The organism is Sulfuricurvum sp. (genome assembly GCF_028688295.1).
Classification (GTDB): domain Bacteria; phylum Campylobacterota; class Campylobacteria; order Campylobacterales; family Sulfurimonadaceae; genus Sulfuricurvum.
This window is the reverse complement of the sequence record NZ_JAQTYM010000004.1, coordinates 21,933-42,659: the sequence shown is the minus strand read 5'-3', so window position 1 is coordinate 42,659 and position 20,727 is coordinate 21,933. Positions and strand designations below refer to the sequence as shown.

17 protein-coding genes are annotated in these 20,727 nt (G+C 39.7%); 10 read left to right on the top strand and 7 right to left on the bottom strand.

Features of this window, described 5'->3' with window-relative positions:
* Positions 1 to 162: 162 nt before the first annotated feature.
* The gene (fbaA, locus tag PHR02_RS02150; protein ID WP_299988273.1) at positions 163 to 1,245 is read left to right on the top strand and encodes a class II fructose-bisphosphate aldolase; all 1,083 of its coding nucleotides are present in this window, start codon (positions 163 to 165) and stop codon (positions 1,243 to 1,245) included.
* A gap of 9 nt (positions 1,246 to 1,254) precedes the next feature.
* On the opposite strand, the gene PHR02_RS02145 is transcribed toward fbaA, so the two are convergent.
* Both PHR02_RS02145 and PHR02_RS02140 read right to left on the bottom strand, forming a co-directional pair.
* Complete coding sequence (locus PHR02_RS02145; RefSeq protein WP_299988269.1) at positions 1,255 to 2,355, bottom strand: methyl-accepting chemotaxis protein; 1,101 nt, start codon at positions 2,353 to 2,355, stop codon at positions 1,255 to 1,257.
* Between the two features lie 14 nt (positions 2,356 to 2,369).
* The gene (locus PHR02_RS02140) at positions 2,370 to 2,756 is read right to left on the bottom strand and encodes a PAS domain-containing protein (RefSeq protein WP_299988267.1); all 387 of its coding nucleotides are present in this window, start codon (positions 2,754 to 2,756) and stop codon (positions 2,370 to 2,372) included.
* A 342-nt stretch (positions 2,757 to 3,098) separates the two neighbouring features.
* Here PHR02_RS02140 and PHR02_RS02135 point away from each other — a divergent pair, with 342 nt between their 5' ends.
* The 3 genes from PHR02_RS02135 to PHR02_RS02125 all read left to right on the top strand — a co-directional run bounded on the left by PHR02_RS02135 (position 3,099) and on the right by PHR02_RS02125 (position 9,750).
* Positions 3,099 to 3,797 (top strand): response regulator transcription factor, encoded by a 699-nt coding sequence (locus PHR02_RS02135; RefSeq protein WP_299988264.1) that lies wholly within the window; start codon positions 3,099 to 3,101, stop codon positions 3,795 to 3,797.
* A gap of 38 nt (positions 3,798 to 3,835) precedes the next feature.
* On the top strand, positions 3,836 to 6,304 hold the full coding sequence (locus PHR02_RS02130) for a PAS domain S-box protein (protein WP_299988261.1): 2,469 nt from the start codon (positions 3,836 to 3,838) through the stop codon (positions 6,302 to 6,304).
* A gap of 242 nt (positions 6,305 to 6,546) precedes the next feature.
* Positions 6,547 to 9,750 carry an EAL domain-containing protein gene (locus PHR02_RS02125; protein ID WP_299988258.1) on the top strand — a complete coding sequence of 1,068 codons (3,204 nt, stop codon included), beginning with the start codon at positions 6,547 to 6,549 and terminating at the stop codon, positions 9,748 to 9,750.
* 48 nt (positions 9,751 to 9,798) lie between these two features.
* On the opposite strand, the gene PHR02_RS02120 is transcribed toward PHR02_RS02125, so the two are convergent.
* The 3 genes from PHR02_RS02120 to PHR02_RS02110 form a co-directional block, all read right to left on the bottom strand.
* Positions 9,799 to 10,641, bottom strand: coding sequence for a peptidylprolyl isomerase (locus PHR02_RS02120; RefSeq protein ID WP_299988254.1), 843 nt, complete (start codon positions 10,639 to 10,641; stop codon positions 9,799 to 9,801).
* Between the two features lie 92 nt (positions 10,642 to 10,733).
* Positions 10,734 to 12,650: a response regulator gene (locus PHR02_RS02115; protein WP_299988252.1), complete on the bottom strand. Its 1,917-nt coding sequence runs from the start codon at positions 12,648 to 12,650 to the stop codon at positions 10,734 to 10,736.
* Between the two features lie 9 nt (positions 12,651 to 12,659).
* Positions 12,660 to 14,606 carry a response regulator gene (locus PHR02_RS02110; protein WP_299988249.1) on the bottom strand — a complete coding sequence of 649 codons (1,947 nt, stop codon included), beginning with the start codon at positions 14,604 to 14,606 and terminating at the stop codon, positions 12,660 to 12,662.
* Positions 14,607 to 14,717: 111 nt separating this feature from the next.
* On the opposite strand from PHR02_RS02110, the gene nth reads away from it, so the two are divergent.
* Together nth and PHR02_RS02100 are read left to right on the top strand one after the other, a co-directional pair.
* Positions 14,718 to 15,365 carry an endonuclease III gene (gene nth / locus PHR02_RS02105; protein ID WP_299988246.1) on the top strand — a complete coding sequence of 216 codons (648 nt, stop codon included), beginning with the start codon at positions 14,718 to 14,720 and terminating at the stop codon, positions 15,363 to 15,365.
* A 14-nt stretch (positions 15,366 to 15,379) separates the two neighbouring features.
* Positions 15,380 to 15,595, top strand: a complete 216-nt coding sequence (locus tag PHR02_RS02100) for a hypothetical protein (RefSeq protein WP_299988243.1) — start codon at positions 15,380 to 15,382, stop codon at positions 15,593 to 15,595.
* 3 nt (positions 15,596 to 15,598) lie between these two features.
* Here the strand turns inward: PHR02_RS02100 and cmoA are convergent, their stop codons facing one another.
* Both cmoA and pyk read right to left on the bottom strand, forming a co-directional pair.
* The gene (gene cmoA / locus PHR02_RS02095; protein ID WP_299988241.1) at positions 15,599 to 16,315 is read right to left on the bottom strand and encodes a carboxy-S-adenosyl-L-methionine synthase CmoA; all 717 of its coding nucleotides are present in this window, start codon (positions 16,313 to 16,315) and stop codon (positions 15,599 to 15,601) included.
* Positions 16,316 to 16,438: 123 nt separating this feature from the next.
* On the bottom strand, positions 16,439 to 17,935 hold the full coding sequence (gene pyk, locus PHR02_RS02090) for a pyruvate kinase (RefSeq protein ID WP_299988239.1): 1,497 nt from the start codon (positions 17,933 to 17,935) through the stop codon (positions 16,439 to 16,441).
* A 140-nt stretch (positions 17,936 to 18,075) separates the two neighbouring features.
* On the opposite strand from pyk, the gene PHR02_RS02085 reads away from it, so the two are divergent.
* From PHR02_RS02085 to PHR02_RS02070, 4 genes are all read left to right on the top strand, one after another.
* Positions 18,076 to 18,729 carry a hypothetical protein gene (locus tag PHR02_RS02085; RefSeq protein ID WP_299988237.1) on the top strand — a complete coding sequence of 218 codons (654 nt, stop codon included), beginning with the start codon at positions 18,076 to 18,078 and terminating at the stop codon, positions 18,727 to 18,729.
* Between the two features lie 136 nt (positions 18,730 to 18,865).
* A complete protein-coding gene (locus tag PHR02_RS02080; RefSeq protein WP_299988234.1) occupies positions 18,866 to 19,528 on the top strand; it encodes a hypothetical protein in 663 nt (220 codons plus the stop codon).
* Between the two features lie 315 nt (positions 19,529 to 19,843).
* A complete protein-coding gene (locus tag PHR02_RS02075; protein ID WP_299988349.1) occupies positions 19,844 to 20,083 on the top strand; it encodes a helix-turn-helix transcriptional regulator in 240 nt (79 codons plus the stop codon).
* Between the two features lie 357 nt (positions 20,084 to 20,440).
* A complete protein-coding gene (locus PHR02_RS02070; RefSeq protein ID WP_299988231.1) occupies positions 20,441 to 20,725 on the top strand; it encodes an HU family DNA-binding protein in 285 nt (94 codons plus the stop codon).
* The last annotated feature ends 2 nt before the right edge of the window (positions 20,726 to 20,727 follow it).

Here is a 20,727-nt window from a genome sequence, read left to right as displayed (position 1 = left end):
GCTAATGTCCCAAATAATAAGGGGGTCGACGTAGCTAAAAGTGAGTGTGTAAGAAAAAAAAGGAAGAAACCTAAACGCCTCAACATCAACTCCGTTTTTTTTTAATTCTATCATTATTGCTCTAAGAGTATAATATCGTCAATTTTAACTGTGGGGTAAAGAATGTCCAAACGTATTTTAGAAGAGATGAAACCCGGTGTCATATTTGGTGATGATGTTCAAAAACTATTTGAGATTGCCAAAGCGGAAGGTTTTGCATTGCCAGCCGTCAATGTTGTCGGAACAGATTCTATCAATGCTGTCCTTGAAGCTGCTAAATTGGTTAATTCTCCCGTAATTATTCAGTTTTCAAACGGTGGTGCCAGCTACTATGCAGGTAAAGGGTTAAGCAACGAAAATGAAAAAGCCGCCATTGCCGGAGCAATCAGTGGAGCGATTCATACCCACATGATGGCAGAAGCCTACGGTCTCCCTGTTATTTTGCATACTGACCATGCGGCGCGCCACCTTCTTCCATGGATTGATGCTCTGCTTGATGCAGGTGAAAAACATTTTGCACAGCACGGTAAACCCCTCTTTAGTTCGCACATGCTCGACCTCTCAGAAGAGTCGTTGGAAGAAAACGTGGCAACCTGCGTTGAGTACATGAAGCGTATGGACAAAATAGGGATGACACTTGAAATCGAACTTGGTGTCACAGGAGGAGAAGAAGACGGTGTGGATAATACCAATATCGATAACGCGCTACTCTATACACAGCCTGAAGATGTAGCTTACGCGTATGAAAGATTGAGTGCAGTGAGTAAAAACTTTACCATTGCCGCATCCTTTGGAAATGTTCATGGTGTTTACAAACCTGGCAACGTTGTCCTCACTCCGATTATTCTCGATAATTCTCAAAAATACATCAAAGAGAAATTTGCTACCGTCTCCGACAAACCGGTCAACTTTGTTTTCCACGGCGGTTCAGGTTCAACTCTCGAAGAGATCCGTGAAGCAATCAGCTATGGTGTTATCAAAATGAATATCGACACTGATACACAATGGGCAACATGGGAAGGGGTAAAAGATTACTATGAAAAATACAAAGATTACCTACAAGGACAAATCGGAAATCCAGAGGGTGAAGAGAAACCAAATAAAAAATACTACGATCCACGCAAATGGCTCCAAGCCGGACAAAAAACATTGGTGAATCGAGTAAAAGTAGCGTTCAATGATCTAAACGCGATCGATAGAAACTAACGCTGGGGATTAATGCATACTATCCATGGCACTCATCAGCTCATGCATTTGTGTGTCGAGATTTGTAACATAGTGAGTTAATAAGTTCATCTCTTTCATATTTTTGTTGAGTATGTCACTATTGTCACTAATCGCTTGGATAAGTACATTGATGGTGGCGGAACTCTCGGCTAAACTTTTTTGTGTTCTCTCGGCGAGCTTACGTACTTCATCAGCAACGACCGCAAATCCCCTACCGTGTTCACCTGCACGTGCTGCTTCGATCGCGGCGTTGAGTGCGAGGAGATTAGTTTGTTCGGCAATATCACCGATGGTGACTAAAATCTCTTTTGTTTCTCGTGCGTTCCCGACCAAAGTTAGTAAATTATCCGCGAGATGATGCTCTTCATCAGCAACATTTTGAATCTTGTAAACCGTCGATTCGATCATTTTGTTGAGTTCGACGAATTTGGTATCACGCATCACTTTAAACTCTTGCGTTTTATTATTTAACCTCTGAGTCGATTCGTTACTTTGCTGTTGCATTGCGTATAAGGCATTTCCGAGTTCATTGACCTCTTCGAGTAGAACTCCCATTTTTCCCTCTACTGCAATATTGGCTCGTGTTTCGTAATTACCGTTTGTAAGCTCTTTTAACACACTCATCATATCATCGATGCTCGATTCGATTGAATCAAGCATCGTATTCATCGTCTTTTTTAATAAATGGATATGGGGAGTTTTGGAATTCGTTATAACACGATTATCATAATATCCCCGCTTTACCTTATCCGCGAGCAACACCATCTCTCCCGCAACTTTTGTGTCAGTTATTAACGCACTCTCATGTGTTTGTATGATGGTGTTTAATTGTCCATCAGTACTGTATTTATCTGCATCAGTGAGGGGGACTTTAGTCCGTTTGTTCTCGATCAGCTCTCTAAACGCATCTAAGCGATTTCTAATATAGGTTTCATCTTGCGGTATTTTACGGTTAATCATCCATAGACTTGTTACTGTGAGCAGTACTGTAATCGCCATCCCCCCTAATGTACTATTTGTCATACTCCAAAAGATTAGTGCAAAAATAGACAATAATATTAACACGGCTGATTCTGTATATCGTTTCATAAATTACCTTTTGATTAATACATTGTTTGATAGAGTTCTGAAGCATTGTTGATCTCTTCCCTGCTCGGTCTTCTCCGGCACGAGATGTATGTTAGTTCATTATTGTTACCACTGCGTATCGCATATACCATCGCAAACACCCAATAGAAATCACCATTTTTAGTGCGGTTTTTCACATATCCGCTCCATGTTTCACCCCGTTTGATGGTTTCCCATAAATCTTTAAATGCAGTTTTTGGCATATCGGGATGACGTACTATACTATGCGGTTGAGCGATAAGTTCGTCTAGAGAATAACCGGCAACTTTACAAAAATCATCGTTCGCAAAAAGTATTATCCCTTGTTCATCAGTCTCAGATACTAAAAAGTCACTTTCGTGCAGTAGATATTCTTGGTTCATGTTTATCTTTCGTAAATTATTGGGCGCATCATACTGTTTTCATAGACTCGATAAGGTCATAATATACTATAGATATATGACTAATATATGACTTTTTATATGGGTTTTAGCTCTGATACATTTAGCGGGAACGATGGAAAAATAAGCTTTATACTTTAAAACGTATACTTTGTGCTGTGATATATTCAATAATAAATATTTTTGATAATGCTTCATAACATAAACACCGATAGACGTGACCATTTTATGACTGTTTTGATGGTAAAATATGACTATATTATGGAACGAAAAAAAACAATACAATATATTAAGTGTACTAAGCGCAAAACAAGGATGATATTAATGATACAGAATATGTTCATACTCAAAGAAAAAAGTGTCCTTTTCGCTGAAGATGATACGATAAGCCGAATCCAAATGACAGAAATCTTAGAGATGATCTTTGGAACAGTATATACAGCTTCTGATGGTGACGAGGCTTATAGCATATACGAAGACGAAACACCCGATATTCTCATTAGCGATATCAAAATGCCTAAACAAGATGGTTTGAGTCTAATCCGAAGAATTCGTCAAAATGACTACACTATCCCGATTATTTTACTCACCAGTTTTGCCGAACAGGAGTTGCTTTACAGTGCCGCAAATCTATCCATTGATGGATATTTGGTCAAACCGGTAGAACTTGAAAAATTAACCTCTACCATATGCACAGCAATTCAAAGGACACATAAAACAGGTGGATTAATTGTTCTTGGTAAAAATCTCTATTATAACTCTGCAACACAAGAGCTTTACAAGCGTGGTAAAATCGTTCCGCTAGGGGTTAAAGAACAAGAGTTTCTCTCGCTTCTGATGAAAAATCGTTATAAAACTGTCACCAAAGATGAAATAGGCAAATCTCTCTGGCCACTCGATTCTATCTGTGAATCTGCCATTAAAAATATCGTTTTACGTCTTCGTAAAAAACTGGGGATTGATATTATTATCTCTGTTCGAGGAATTGGGTATCGTCTCGATACACGTGAAAGTGCACGCTAAAAATGGTGCTTTATACTTTATTGGCGATTACCTCTTGTATGAGTATTTTTCTTGCGTACAAAGTAAAATCCCTGCAAAAAGAGCGTGATGCTCTCCTCAATGAAACCAAAGAAGAGGCTAAAATCCTCTTTCTAAAATCGCGCTACACTTCGATGGGGGAGACGGTAGGGGATATCGCCCATCAGTGGAAACAGCCGCTTAATGCCATCAGTGCAATTCAAAACTCTATCAAAGCCTCCCTCATTTTTCAAGGTGAAATCTCCAAAGAGAAACTTTTAAACTCGGTTGAAACCAGCTTTAAACTGCTACAGCATTTGGCTGAAACCATCGATACGTTTTACAGCTTTTTGTCACAGCGAAATAATGCGACTATGCGTTTCTCCATTGCCGATGAGTTGGACAAAGTTCGCAAAATCACCGAATATTCGTTTGAAAATAGCAATATTACCCTGAATTTTGATTTGGAGATCAATCCGACGATTCATGGAAATGCTAACGAGTTTACCCACTCGATGCTCAACCTCATCCTCAACGCCAAAGATGCGTTTGACAATTCTTCGATCGAAACTCCCACCATTACCGTCCATGTAAGTGAGAAAAATCAAACCTGTATACTCACCGTCTCCGATAATGCCGGAGGTATCCGTCTAAAACCGATCGATATGGTTTTTGATCTGCACATTACGACCAAAGAATCGGGTTCGGGTCTGGGACTTTTTATGACCAAAAAAATCATAGAGCAGCGATTCGGCGGAAAAATATCGGTTAACAATAAAAATGGGGGAGCCTGTTTTACCATCGAGATACCCTATTCCGAATACGGAGATCATTATAGTGATATTGTAACTCTCGATGAAAAGCTCTCTTTGAATCGGATCAATCAGCTCTCCCGAAAAGTTATCGAACTTGAAGAGATTGAAAAAGCTCTCAAAAAATGGGCCGATATCTTTAAAATGGCACATTGGGGGATCGCAATGCATGTTGGAACAAGTAATACGTTTGAACTTACCAATGCCGCATTTCATAATTTATACGGGTATACAAAGCAAGAACTTAGTCACATCAGCGTTCCTGACCTTTTTAGCACCGATTCTCTCAAAATATTCCCAATCATTCAAAAAGAGGCTTTTGACAAAGGATATATAGCTTTTGAAGCGGTACACAAACGTAAAGACGGTACGACGTTTCCCGTCTCGGTAGAGCTCATTGTAATCAAAGACGATGAGGGGGACATACTCTATCATATCGCAAATGTTTGGGATTTAACCGAGAAAAAAGTGGCCGAAGAACGGCTACAGCTGAAAAAATTCGCCCTCGAACATATCGCCGAAGCCGTATTTATGACGGATGAAGAGGGGATGATGACGTTCGTTAACACCTCAGCATGCAATAAACTTGGTTATACGCGTGAAGAGCTGCTCACCATGGGGGTCTCAGATATCGATCCTGATTGGTCACAAGAGCGATACAAAGAGTCATTAGAGCATCTCAAAAGAGAGAAATCCCTTTTGATTGAAACCCGACACCGCCATAAAGATGGGTCGATCTTCCCAGCAGAGGTTAATGCCAATTTTTTCATATATAAAGGGCACAGCTATAGCCTCAACATTTCCCGTAACATCACCGAACGTAAAAAAGCTGAAGAAGCAATCCGAAATCTCAATCTATCACTTGAAAAACGGGTAAATGAACGTACGGAAGAACTCCAAAATGCACTTGAGTTTATCGAAGGTATTATCGGAGCCATCCCTGATCTGCTGTTCGAAATTGCACCCGATGGGACCTACGTCGGTATATGGGCACAGGATGAAGCAATGCTGGCAGCCCAAAAAGAGATACTTCTTGGAAAAAAATTCCAAGAAATACTTCCGCCGGACGTCGTCATCATCTCATTTCAAGCGATGAGGGAGGTGGATGAAAAAGGATTCTCTCTAGGCAAAACCTACAGTCTCAATCTTTCTGAGGGGAAACGGTGGTTTGAACTCTCCGTATCCAAGAAAAAAACAAGCGGTAACTACATTGCCCTCTCCCGTGATATCACCGAGCGCAAAAAAATCGAAGAGCAACTAACGCAAAGCGAAAAAAGTCTCAATGAGGCGCAAAAAATTGCTAAAATTGGCAGTTGGGAATTAGAACTTCCAAGTCAAAAACTGACATGGTCGAATGAGACATATCGGATATTTGAGATTGACCCAGAACAAAAAGGTGAGTTGCATACAATATTTTATGATTCTGTCCATCCTGATGATAGGGAAATCGTGAATAAAGTATTTGAGGAATCGCTAAAAACAAAACTGCCATTCGAAATCATCCATAGGATAGTGATCGACGGTCGCATCAAATATGTTTTAGAGAGTTGTGAAACTCAATATGATGCGGATGGAAATCCTGTGTTGTCTATCGGTACAGTACAAGACATTACTGAACGAAGACAAAAAGAAGAAATGATCAAAGAACTTAATGCTACGCTTGAACAAAAAGTTAAGGAGCGGACATTACAACTTTAACAAGCTTTGGAATGGAGCGAATAAGTTTATTAGTGTCATAGTTATTTCTCATGTTATCTACTTTTCCTCTGTATTTAACTCTCCTTTTGTCTACACCTTTTTTTAGCACATTTCGGTCTCAATTATTGCAAAAATACGTGACTGATATGTGACCTAAATGTTGTTAATATAAGATAGAGTTTAGTATGAGGAACGGTTTGTATGGTTGAAGAATTTATCATTAACTCAAATATAGGTTCTGCATGTCTGTAATGGAACCGCATACCGAAAAATTAAAATACATTTTCGATAATGCCAGAGTCGGTATCGCGATCTGTAACGCTGAAGATAATAAACTTGAGATGGTTAATCCTGCTTTTGCCGCCATTCATGGTTATGAGCCTCATGAGCTGATCGGAGCCTCTCCTGGGGAAGTGTTTGCCCCCGAATGTATGATCCGTCTTGAAGCGCATGAACAATCACTATCCTGCGCTATCAACGATGTTTCGTTCGAAACTACCCACATCCGAAAAGATGGATCCCCCGTCCCCGTCTCGGTTCATATCACCGTCATCACAGATGAAAACGGGGTTATCAAACAACGGATTGCTAATATCATCGATATTTCCAATCGTAAACACATAGAGTCTGCATTAGCATCACGAGAGAGGGAATTTCGCTCTTTAGCCGATTCATCTCCTGGTATGATGGGGAGCTTCTATCTCCGCCCCGATGGTTCTACCTGTATGCCGTATGTTTCGCCGAACATTGTTGATTTATTCGGATTAACCCCAGAGAATGTAGCAAACGACACCAGCGCGCTTGCTAAACTTCACCATCCTGATGATAATGATCGGATATTCGAAACCATTGCCGAATCGGCTAGAACGATGAGCGTTTGGCACGAAGAGTTTCGTATCATCCATCCAACCAAGGGAGAGCGATGGATGGAGAGCAATACGATGCCGCAATCCCATCCACAAGGTGGTATCATTTGGTACGGATATATTCACGACATCACAGAACGAAAACAAGCAGAACAACGATTACAGCAAGCGATGGAATTTAACGAAGAGATTATCAATACGATCCCTGATTTGCTCTTCGAATTAGACTCAGAGGGAACCTACCTCAACATTTGGGCGCAGGATGAGAAACTCCTTGCAGAGCAAAAAGCGCTTCTGATCGGCAAAAATATCCGTGATATATTACCCACTGATACAGTAGAAATCTGCTATAAAACCATCCGAGAAGTGGATGTTATGGGTCACTCTCTAGGAAACATGATATATATCGACTTGCCTGAGGGGAGAAAATACTTCGAACTCTCCGCCTCTATAAGAAAATCTAGTGGTACCTATATCATCCTTTCGCGTGATATTAGTGAGCGTAAACGAATGGAATCCAAATTAGCATCACGAGAGCAGGAGTTTCGTTCTTTGGCTGAAAATTCTCCCGATCATATTATCCGCTATGATCGTGATTTACGGATTCTATACCTTAATCCAAAGCTTGAATCATTTCTTGGCATCTCTTCTGAACATCTAATTGGGGAAAAAATTACAGAAGCCTTTAAAAATGATCATTATGTCGAATTGGCAAAAACGATACAAGAAGTTTTGGTCGACGGTAATCCAAAAACTTTTGATATGATCTTTCCTCCTACAAATGATAGAGGTGAAGTGTTTCATCACATGCGCATCATACCCGAAAAAGACGCGTCAGGTCACATTAGGAGTATGCTTTTGATCGGCTTCGATATCACCGATCGAAAAAAAATGGAATCTGAAATTAAAAAACAAAAAGATTTCCAAAATACCCTATTACTCAGTATCGCTGAAGCAGGACTCGGGATACATGTCATCGAAGATGGAAAATATGTCTATACAAATGATATAGAAAAAGCAAAACAATACGGCTATGATGAAACGATTATGGATGTTAAACCTAATTTTCTAGAGACGATCCATCCTGATGATCGAGCAAAAGCACTCGATATGTACACACGTCGCATTCGAGGAGAAGATGTTCCCAGCACCTACGAATTAGGGGTTATTCAAACGGACGGAACGAGAAGAGAACACAGTGTTTCGGTGATTGTCATCCCTAATACCGATCCTATCCAAACTATTGTGGTGACACAGGATATTACCGAGCGTAAAGAGAACGAACAAAAAATCTACCATATGGCGCACCACGATGCTCTTACAGGGTTGCCAAACCGTACCCTTGCTAAAATAAGAGCTGAGCAGATAATGGCTCAATCCAAACGTTACGGAACTAAAGTAGCTTTTCTCTTCATCGATTTAGATGGGTTCAAAGAGATTAACGATACATTGGGGCATTCTGTAGGAGATATGATGCTCAAAACCATAGCATCACGTCTAAAAAAATTTATTCGTGAAAGCGATAATATTAGTCGTCAGGGGGGAGATGAGTTTTTATTGATCCTATCAGACGTTCAAGCAAACAATGATATCGCTTTGATAGCTAAAAAGATTTTAATAAAGTTAGAAAAACCGTTTGTGATCAATTCCAATACCTTATCCGTATCAGGCTCTATAGGGATAGCTACTTACCCAGATCACGGTGATACATTTGAAACATTGTTCCAAAGTGCCGATACCGCAATGTACAAAGCCAAAGAGTCAGGGAAAAATAGCTATCATTTTTATACCCAACAAATGACTCATCACATGATAGGACAATTTAAAATCCAGAGTGACCTCAAAGCAGCATTGGAAAAAGATGAATTAATCCTCCACTATCAACCTCAAATCGATTTAGCAACAAACGCCATTACGGGGGTTGAAGCTCTAATACGGTGGCGCCATCCGATGTTGGGGATGATGCCTCCAATGAGTTTTATTCCTATTGCTGAGAGCAGTGGATTGATCGTCCAAATCGGTCAATGGGTCATCGAAGAATCATGTCGACAAGTTGCCCTTTGGCATACAAAAGGGATAGAGATTGGCGTCGCGGTCAACATCTCTGCCATGCAGTTCAAACGGGGAAATCTCGAAGAGATAGTGAAAAATGCTATCCGCTCTTCTCAAATCAATCCGGATCGTCTCGAACTCGAACTCACCGAGTCGATCATCATGCACGATGCTGACAACACCCTCCAGTCAGTTCGTAATCTAAAAGCACTGGGAGTACAGCTCTCAATCGATGATTTCGGCACTGGATATTCGAGCCTATCCTACCTCAAACGGTTCGCAGTCGATAAACTAAAAATTGATCAATCGTTTGTCCGCGACATCCTCCAAGATCGTGATGATGCGGCAATCGTTAAAACCATCATTCAAATGGCGAAAAATCTTAACCTAAAAACCATCGCCGAGGGGGTTGAAAATGCTCAAGTGCTTTCTGTGATCGAGACCTATGGATGCGATGAAGTGCAAGGGTACCATTTCGCTAAACCGATGGAAGCATCAGCTTTTGAAAGCTTTTACAAATCATTTTAATGCACGATTTAGACTCCCGCACATAGACGGGAATGAGTAAAGAGATAATTATTTAGTGTAAGTGATTTTTGCTTTTTCACGAAGTGAAGACATTTTTTTCTCCATCGTTGCTTTAAACTTATCCATTTTTAAACGCTGTTCGATAAAGTTTTTTACTTCTTCAAAACTCAACTTTTTCGCTACTTTTTTATCTTCAACATAAATAACATGATATCCGAACTGGCTTTGAACAGGAGCTGTAGAGATAGTCCCTTCTTTCATCGCGAATGCTGCGTCATTGAATGACGGTACCATCTGTCCACGTGGGAAATAACCTAAATCTCCACCTTTAGCTGCACTTGGTCCGGTTGATTTTGATTTTGCCTGAGTAATAAACTCATTTTTTAGTTTCTCACCGCTTAGTGCTTTCATACTTCGGATAACCGCTTGCGCTTCAGCCTCTGTTTTCACCAAAATATGGCGTGCACGGATTTTCTCTTTATCAACAAATTCATCAGGATTAGCATCGAAATAAGATTTAACTTCTCTAGCGTCTACTTTGATTGCTTCAAACTGCTCTTGCTCCCATACTTTGGCTGCAAGTTGAATTTTGAGACGATCCACAAGTTTTTCAAGTTCTTGTTTATACTCTTTTGATTCAAGCACACCGGTTCGTTTTGCATCATCGAAAACGAGTTCTTGTGCAATCATCCCCTCTATAATGCGTTGACGTAATTCATTTTGTTTATCAGCGGGCAATGAGTCAAAACGACCTTGTGTCCCTTCCATTAATACTTTATTGACCTCTTCAGAGGTAATTTCATCTCCATTGACTGTTACTAAAACAGTCGCTGATGCACATTGTGCACTCAACAATACTCCCAAAATCCAAGCGCTGTAATATCGCTTCATTGCTATCCTTGTATGTTCCCTTTTTTTACCAAGGGATTTGATTTCGGCATTATAATACATTTGCAAGTATAGTACGCAAAAAATAATCAATATTAAACGATGTTACTTTGTCGTTTCTGCTGTGCAATTTTTAAATATCGATCGATTGTCTGTAACAGGAAATGTTTATCGATAGGTTTTGCCAAATGGGCATCCAAACCAGCGGCAACAATCCGTTCGCGATCGCCGATCAATGCATGTGCCGTCAAGGCAATCACAGGGACGAAACCTCTGTTATCACGCTTGTCAATCTCTTTAATCAATCGATTTGCCATCAATCCGTCCATAACCGGCATATCAATATCCATCAAAACCAAATCAAAATGATCTTTCAAATACACATCAACTGCTTTTTGACCATTATCTACCGCGACAACGCGGAAATGTTCTTGTAGTAAAATCGTCTCAAGCAGTTTTAGATTAATAAGATTATCTTCAGCCACTAAGATTTTAATATTTTCTGCACGTGGGATACTTTGTGCTTCTAAAGAGTTCGAAACATACTCTTTTGGCATCGTTTTCCAGATAACAGCCAAGGTTTTATGAAGCGAACTTGGTAAAATCGGCAACGTTACAATCGACGAGACGGTGTCGATAATAGAATCGGCTTTTTCCCCATAATCGAGTTTCATTAGTGGTACTATCCCCAAATTTGGATACGTAGACTTAATGGCATCGATTTGGGCTTTTGGAATATGCGGTAGGTCGATAAACAGAATATCACTCTCAGATAATGTCGTATTAATGAAATCGTGTACGCTTTTCGTCTCAACATGAAAAAGTTCAAGATATTTATAAAGTAAAGCACCTTGAGGAGAAAGTTGATGTTCCGGAGCATAAATCGCCGCACGGGTCCCTTCGACAAAATCAAAGATTCCCTCTTCATTGATCTGATGCATGACACGGAAAGAAAAACGTGACCCTTTACCATTTTCTGATGCAAGCATTAAATGAGAATCCATCATATCTACGTATTTATGACTTAAACTCAAACCGATTCCCAGTCCATCTTTACCGCGTCGCTGATTATCCCAAGCTGAAGCAAACGGACGGAGAAGCGTTTTGATTTTTTCCTGCTCAATACCACACCCCGTATCACTCACGGCATATTCGACTTCGACGAAATTCCCTTCTTCTTGAACGATAAGAATCTCAACAAGAACACGCCCGCCCTCTTCGGTAAATTTAACACCGTTTTGGATCAGATTACGCATAATAGCAAGAAGTTTATCTTGATCACCAATCATCGTTTTTGGCAAATGCGGATCAATTAAGAACATCAGCCCAATCTCTTTGGAAAGTGCTAAATCACAAAATTGCTGCGAAAAATTCTCAAATACTTCTAAAGGATTAAACAAAGTAGGATTCGTATGGACACTTCCGCTTTCAACCTGCATCAGTTCTAAAAGATTTTCAATATTACGCATCATGGATTGGGCGCTTCGACTGCTCATCTGCACGTATTCTTGTTGCCATGAACTCAAAGGAGAGCTTTTAAGCAAATCACTAAATCCGATAATCGCATTCATCGGAGTACGGAATTCATGGGAAATATTGGTTAAAAATTTATTTTTGAACTGATCAAAATAACGTTCAGCCGCGCGCGCACGTTCAATGATCGACACATCTCGGAATACCACACCAACAACAGGATAAGCTTCTAATACAAACACTTCCGATTTCACCGAAACATCATAATTTGTATCTTCAGTATGGATTTTCCCGCGATAATCCCCTGATTTTGAAAGAAGGTAGGAGATATCTACCCCCTGCGGAAAAAACCAATCGTTCAAAGGGGGGATATCATCCAAGTGTTCAACGTGCAAAAGCTCCATTAGCAGCTCATTGCATCCAATGAACGTTCCGGCTAAATCGGTGTAAACCATCGGATCAGAATGTAAATGGGCACAAGAGGTGAGTAAGCCGATTAAAGAAGGGTAATCATTTTCAAAACTTTCTCTGTAAATCATTATTATTCCTTATACTTTTACATGTAAGTATTTGTGAAGAACATACTCCAATTTTTCACGCGTAAGTGGTTTTGATAGATAATCATCCAAACCACGTCCTAAGATATACTCCCGATCACCTTCCATCGCCAAAGCCGTCAACGCGATAATCGGCATACGTCCTACACGAGTAGGTCCCTCTTCTGCTTTGATCTCCTGCGTTGCTAAGATTCCATCTTTAATCGGCATATCGATATCCATAAAGACAATGTCAAATGTTTTCTCTCGGCATGTTTCTACCGCTTCATCCCCATTCGAAACTGCAATAACATTGATCCCATATTCTTTAAGTAAAAGCTTGATCAAACGTTGATTGATGAGATTATCCTCAACAACCAATGCACTTATTCCCCGTTGAATTTGAGGAATCGTTATCGGTATCTCTTTTACAATACCAAATACCTCAATCAAATGCTCCAATAAAGAAGTAGGTAAAAGCGGTTTAGACAAAGAGAGATCAACGACATGGAGCATTTTTGCTTGCAGTCGTTCATGTTCTTCCAGTAATAGAACCGTTTTGCACTCCCGCTTTAATCGTGCGAGGTTTATCGCCCAATCGCTTTTTTCTTGTGACCCGATCAAATAAACCACTTCGGTATCGTTAAAAATAGTCTCATCGATCACTTGTGCTTTGGTAACACTGACTCCAAAACTACGTAAATAGTTGGTCAAATGGTTGGCATCATCTAGCTTTTTCTCATCTACAAGCACTACTTTAACATTATGGGCATTAATCATCTGCATTGCATGATCAGATGAACCCTCCAATGTCAATGCGAAACTAAAAGAAGAACCTTTCCCTTCATCACTGGTAATTTTAAGTTCTCCACCCATTAATGAAATCAAACCGTGAGAAAGACTGAGCCCAACCCCCAAACGGTTATCCGCATGATCACCGGAAACAAAAGGTCTGGTGATATAGCTCAATTCTGATTTGCTAATCCCTTTTCCTGTATCTTTGACGCTAAACCCTATATTACATGTTCCAGTCGTATTGCGTTTCAAAAGTTTTACTTCAATCGTTATTCGTCCGCCCGAATGGGTAAATTTAAGAGCATTGCTAAAAAGATTATTGATCACTTGCTTAATTTTACGAATATCACCAGTAATATATGTAGGGAGTTTCGGATCAATAAAACATAAAATCCCTACCCCTTTATCAATTCCCATAGAGGCTGAACTGCGAGCTAACTCTTCCATTTCGGCAACAATATTAAATTCGCTTTTACTGATGCTTAATCGACCGTTTTGCATTTGAGCTAAATCCAGAAGATTTTCAATATTAGACATTAGATTACGTGCAGAACCTTGGACAGAATGGATGTATTCTAGCTGTGTATCATTTGGAGATGTTTTGGAGAGGAGTTCGATAAAGCCCAAGATACCATTCATCGGGGTGCGAAATTCATGTCCGATGTTGGCTAAAAATTTACTTTTTAGCTGTTCGACTTTAACCACTTCTGCTTTAAGATCTACCAAATTGCTTTGATCTGCAAGTCGAAGCAGATATAAATCGGTACCCCCCTCTTGTATCAGAGTAGAAGTAGCTGACATTGCATGCATTTTCCCCGAAGGGTCGATAATCCCCAACCCATACCCGCTTGTACAATGGGTGCGAATATAATCAAGCCAACTTTTATCAAATTCAGTAAATACCTCTTCATCTTCATGATCAAAGAGTTCCCGAATGCTTTCATAATTGTTTCGAAGCTGTTCGATATTTTGGATAGGTACTAAATTGAAAAATGCTTTATTTGCCCCTATCCATCCGTTCTCTTTGGTAAAAAAAAGGAGCGGATCCGTATCGGTATCCAAGACTTTATAAAAAAGGTCTTTATTGATCGTTTGTTCACCCTCTTGGGCAAAACGATTTTTATCTTTACTGAAAAATTTTTGAAGTGCACCGAGTAATCCCAAAACCATCTCCTCTATTTTAATTGAAAGTGTTTATTGTAACACAAAATTCTCACTCACCAACTATTTTTCAACACACATGTTACAATACGCATCAAAAAATGGATTTTAGGGATGAAAAAAGCAACCAAAAAAGAGATTGACGCGATTAAATCATCTCTTGTGGAGCGATACTCCGAGGCGGTAACGGAACTCAGCTACACTAATGCTTATGAGTTGGTTATTGCGGTAGCCCTCTCTGCTCAGTGTACTGACAAACGGGTTAATCTCATCACTCCCGCCTTATTTGAATCCTATCCAACTCCTGAAGATCTTGCAAATGCGGATATCCAAGAGGTCAAAAAACTAATTCAAAGCTGTTCATTTTTCAATAATAAAGCAATCAACCTTATTAGCATGGCAAAGCGGGTGGTTAATGTGTACGGCGGAAAAATCCCTCTGGATGAAAAAGAGCTGGTAACCCTAGCAGGTGTGGGTCAAAAAACCGCACACGTTGTCTTAATCGAATACACACAAGCAAACCTCATGGCGGTTGATACTCACGTCTTTCGGGTCTCACACCGATTAGGATTGAGTAGTGATGTGAGCGCGATTGCTACCGAAGAGACTTTGGTCAAAAAATTTAAAACCAATCTTCATCAGCTCCATCAAGGTTTGGTTTTATTCGGGCGCTATATCTGTACCGCCAAGAATCCAAAATGTGATAGCGAATGTTTTTTACAGGAATTTTGTAAGAGTAAGGATGGGTTTAAACCCAGATGAGATACAATAACTTTATGAAAATACATACTTTATTTTTTTTGTTGCCTCTCTTTTTAAGCGGATGCTTTAACGACCGAGGGGTAAGTCTAAAGTATTACAACAATTGTGAAGAGTATTACGATGCACAAGGGTACTATCATAAACAATGCGATAAAAATATCGTTGAGTACCAAGAGGTCATTGATGTCCTCAAACCCTCCCAAGATCCTAGTATCGGAAGTGTCCGCTAATATTTATTTGATAGCGATAAACGTGGCGAAATTAGCCCAACGAAAAAGTACTTCACAAGTTTTAAACCCATTGTTTTTGGCCATTTGTATGTTTTCGTTCATCGTATAGGGGATAAGAACATTTTCAAGGGCTTCGCGTTTTTGGACAATCTCGTATTCGCTGTATCCTTGTACCTTTTTAAAATCATAGTAACAATCAATCAACTCTTTGTTTAGTTTCGGATCTTCACTCACCACTTTTTCACTGAAAATAAAGACCCCACCCTCATTTAAAGTATCTCCGATCGTTCTTACAAGGGTGTCACGGAGCATCGGACGAATAAACTGTAAGGTATAGTTACTGATAATTACTTGGGCTCGCTCATAAGTGAATTTCAAAATATCTCCCTCATGTAATTCGATCTGTGAACCGTATACTTCAATTTTTTTACGGGCATGTTCTATCATTGCCGAGGAATTATCAATTCCGATTAATCGGGTTCCTGTATTTTTTCCTACCGAGCGCTCAATTTCAAGCAGTAAAGAAGCGGTGGAGCACCCTAAGTCATAGACGATTCCTCCATCATTTAGGGCGTTCATCGCAAATCGGCGCGTAAGGGTCTGTGACTCTTTATAAAAGGGGACAGAACGCAGAAGCATATCATCAAAGACAGCAGCAACTTCAGCATCAAATTCAAACTGTTTTGAAATGGGTTTGGTAAATACGGTATCGGTTTTCATAAGGGTAATTGTAGCGTAAAGGTGAGCGGTTTTGAGGGGCAAAAGATGTGACGAAACAAACGTTTAGGCCCCTCGGCGGATAAAAGCAATTTTTAGTCCATGATTTGCACACGGTTGTAAAATTTAAAACAAGGTAGCAATCGCGTTTTCGTCACTTTTTTTAGTTTTACTTGGATAAGACTTTGTCTCTCCGAAAAAAGTGATCTCATTTTCGCGTAAAATCCGGATGATATTGGTCGTGCCAGGGGTGCCGATCGGATATCCTGCCGTAAAGATATAAGTTTGGCTTTTATCAATTATTTCCCGCTTCAAACCACTTTTGATAATGTCACTTAACATCTCTTCAATACGACCTTTTTTAATGAGATAAGCAGGCACTACACCCCACACAATTGTTAGCAATCGTGCAATTCTTTCTTCGTGCGTCGCAGCATATATCGTCATACGTGGGCGGTATCGAGAGAGTTTTTTGGCCGAAGAACCTGATGTTGTCATCGCAATAATCCCCTCCGCACTCAATGAATCGCCCAATCGAACAGCTGATTCATTCACCACGTCCATCGCATCATTATAGGCAAAATCAAACTTACCGAACGGATAGATCTCTTCGATCGCTTGAATCGTATTTACCATCGTTTCAACACTAAGGACAGGATTGTGACCAATGGCACTCTCCTCAGAAAGCATTACCGCATCCGTCCCATCCAAAACCGCATTCGCGACATCACTGATCTCTGCACGTGTCGCCATATCTTTTTCCGTCATCGATAATAACATCTGCGTTGCAGTAATGACCGGTTTTGAGTGTTCATTCGCTTTCTCAATCAACATTTTTTGAATGGTCGGAACACGATAATAGGGAACCTCAATCCCCAAATCTCCCCGTGCAACCATGATCCCATCCGAATGGCGCAAAATTTCGTCGATGTTCTCCACAGCATCAAATTTTTCAATTTTTGCGAAAAGCTGAACATCTCCGTTACATGAGCGAATCACCTCACGCGCATTTATCATATCTTGGCCATTTTGGACAAAAGAGATCGCCATAAAATCAACTTTGTTAGCGATTCCCCATGCCATATCCACTTTGTCTTTTTCAGTCAAAATGTTGATGCCGAGTCGTGTATTTGGAAAATTAATCCCTTTATTGGAGGAGAGCTTTCCTTTATTTTCGATCACTGCTTGGAGATACTCTTCGTTTACAGCCACAATACGGGCACGAATAAGCCCATCATACAAATAGACGAAATCGCCACTCTTTAACATCCGCAAAATAGTACTTTCAGTGATCGAAATACGATAATGATTTGCGGAAATTTGCTCTCCAATCTCACTTTCATAGTAAAAATCGAGTCTATCCCCACTTTCAAAGTAAAAATCTTCTTTGAGCTTACCGACACGAATTTTCGGTCCGCTAATATCTTGCATCACCCCTACGATTAATCCGGTTTCACGCATTGCGGTACGGATATTTGAGAGAACTTCTGCATGGTATTCATGATTCCCATGCGAAAAATTGAGCCGAAAAACATTAACACCTGCTTTAATCAAAGCACTAAGGGTTTCTACTTTATCAGAAGCGGGACCGACAGTCGCTAATATTTTCGTTCTTTTTTGCATGCTCAAGGGCCTAATACTATAGATTTCGGGAATACTAACACATTTTCGAAACATTTTCGAAAACTCACTCGTGAATATTTAGGCTCTCTCAGCCAAATTAGATTACAATGATTATATTACAAAACCATCTGGATTAACTTATGAGCGCACGAGCTATTGATACTGACATTGTCCTTATTGACATTATTGACTTCTCTCGACTATCGATGGATGAACAGTTAGAGCTAATCTCGTATCTCTCTCTCACCTACAAAAAAATGATTCAAAAAATGCTCACATCTTCCGACATTCCTATGGCGAAAATGCTTCAGGGCATTATCCCTACCGGAGATGGGTTTTACTGTATTTTACATCCAAGCCTCAAAGGATTTGGCCCTATTTTAGGGCTCTCTTTGATCCATTTTTCTGATTTTATCGCTAATGAGTACCCTTATTTTAAAGGGATTAGAGTTGCTGTACATACGGGAAAAGTACATCGTTTTGAAGATATTTTAGGACATGAAAATTTCGTCGGCGATGGACTCAATGAATGTGCCCGCTACATAGAGATTAAAAACCTCATTATCAGTACCGTCATTATTTCAGATCGTGCTTATACAACACTCCAAGAGTTTTTAATGCACCACAATGATTTCCGCCTTCTCCTCGAAAAATGTGACTTTCGCCACAGCTCTCTTCATACTTTCCAAGACAAACACAACATTACCCGTAACGGTTATCTTATTTGGATGCGACATGGAGGGATTATCCCCCCTCCAAAAATTAGCTTTTCACCCCCTCCAAAAAAACGATAATTCTCTGCAATGATTTTTTTGGTAAGATAACACAATCAGTTATGCGAGAAGCTTTAGGGGGTTGTAGGGACATTTGTCCCTGCCACTTTTAGGGCTTTGCCCGGAAAGTGCTTAACATCATAAAAAAGGAGGATGTGTGCGTTTTACAATCGATGAATATGCAAAGACATTTAAAATGTCAAAAGAGATGATCCAAAATAAACTACGAACCAAACGTCTCAACTATATTATTGAGGGGGGGATAACCTATATTATTGTTCCTCGAAGTTCACTGGATGAAGAAAAACGTCTCGAAATTTCCCAAAGTACTAAACCTACTCCGCCTCCAGCACCAGCACCTCAAAAAACAACCGTGGGGATGATTATTGCTCTCTACCAAAAAGAGAATCAACAACTTAAACTCAAAATCAAAGAACTTGAAGCCAAAGTAGATCGCTTAGTTAATGACAAAGAGCAAATGCTCATTGCTGAACGCGAACGGATCGAAGAGATCTACACCTCAAAAGATGAACAGCTCAAAAATCTTTTAGACGTTATTAATACCAAACTGCTACTTTCACAAAACAACGCAATCCACGATGTAGACATCAGTACCCCAACGGCAGTATCGCCTACGCTTCCGACAGGAGTCATTGAGCTAAAACGGTACCTTAAATTTATCGGCATGGGTTCCGAAGCGCGCAAAATGGTAAAACGCCGATTTGAACTTTCCTATGGATCAGATATCCGTGTCATACAAAAAGAGGGAGAGTTTTACGTCGACCTCTCAAAATACGATTACACCGATTTTCTCTCTTAATATCACTTAAAAGGGCTTGGCCCTCTTCTAAATTCTTCTACTAATTTTTGCTTCGCTTTAACCACTCACTTATCTCAGTACCACAATCTCTCATGCTCATACCACATTTATTCTACAAATTTCTAAATTAAGATGCAACTTATATACGGTATTCTGTATATTTCATACTGTTTATTTGATTTTAAAACTGGTATAACAAATGCTTTATAAATTATTATGTTACTTTAATACATATATACGAAGTTTTAGTAATTTATTACGAATACTTTATACGGTTTAATGTTTATTTTAAGAAAAGGATATTACAATGGAGCGATGGAAATGAGTGATCTCTTTAATCTTCTTCACAATGCCGTTGAGGCGGGACACAACGGTAAGAAGATATCTCAAAAAGAGATGGCTGGAGAACTTGGTATTTCCATGCGAACGTATCAAGACTGGAGACTGGGGAACGCAAAACCTCAAGCTGCAAAAGCAGTCATCGATATGTTGGGTATGTTAGAAGATGATGAAATCATTCGGGTCGTCCGAAAAATAAATAAACTAAAAGGGTAGAGGATGAGCAGCAGTTTAAGTGAACAAGAACGTATCGGATTGGAAGATGTTTTTTTATCCATATCATCTTCGGGAAATTTCACACAAAAATGGTCTGTTTGGAGTAAAAATCTTTCACGTCATTTAGATACTAAAATCTTAAACACGTCTCTCTTATTACCCCGTAGTACAAAAAATTGGCTCAAAATAAGCCTAAAAAACCACAAAATCACCAAACTATTCAATAAAATACAAAAAAGAAGAAAAATTTAAGCTAAGAGATATTAAAGTATTCGCGGCTAAAACACTTTTCCTATTAACACCTCGTGTACATGGGGAGTTTGAGTGTTATTCGCATATCTAAATCAAGGGCAATAAATGAATAAAGCGCAATTCGTAGAGTTGGTTCAAAAAAGTGGTAGTTACAAAACAAAAGTTGAAGCTGAAACAGCTATTAAAGCTTTCACAGAAGCGGTAACTGCTGCTCTTGTTGCGAAAGAAGAAGTTTCATTGGTAGGATTCGGAAGTTTTGCAGCTTCTCTTCAAAAAGGGAAAAGCGGTAAAGTTCCAGGAACAACCAAAACTTACAGCACTGCTGATAAAATGGTTCCAAAATTCAAACCAGGCAAAAGTCTTAAAGATTCTGTTGCTGCTGGAAAATAATT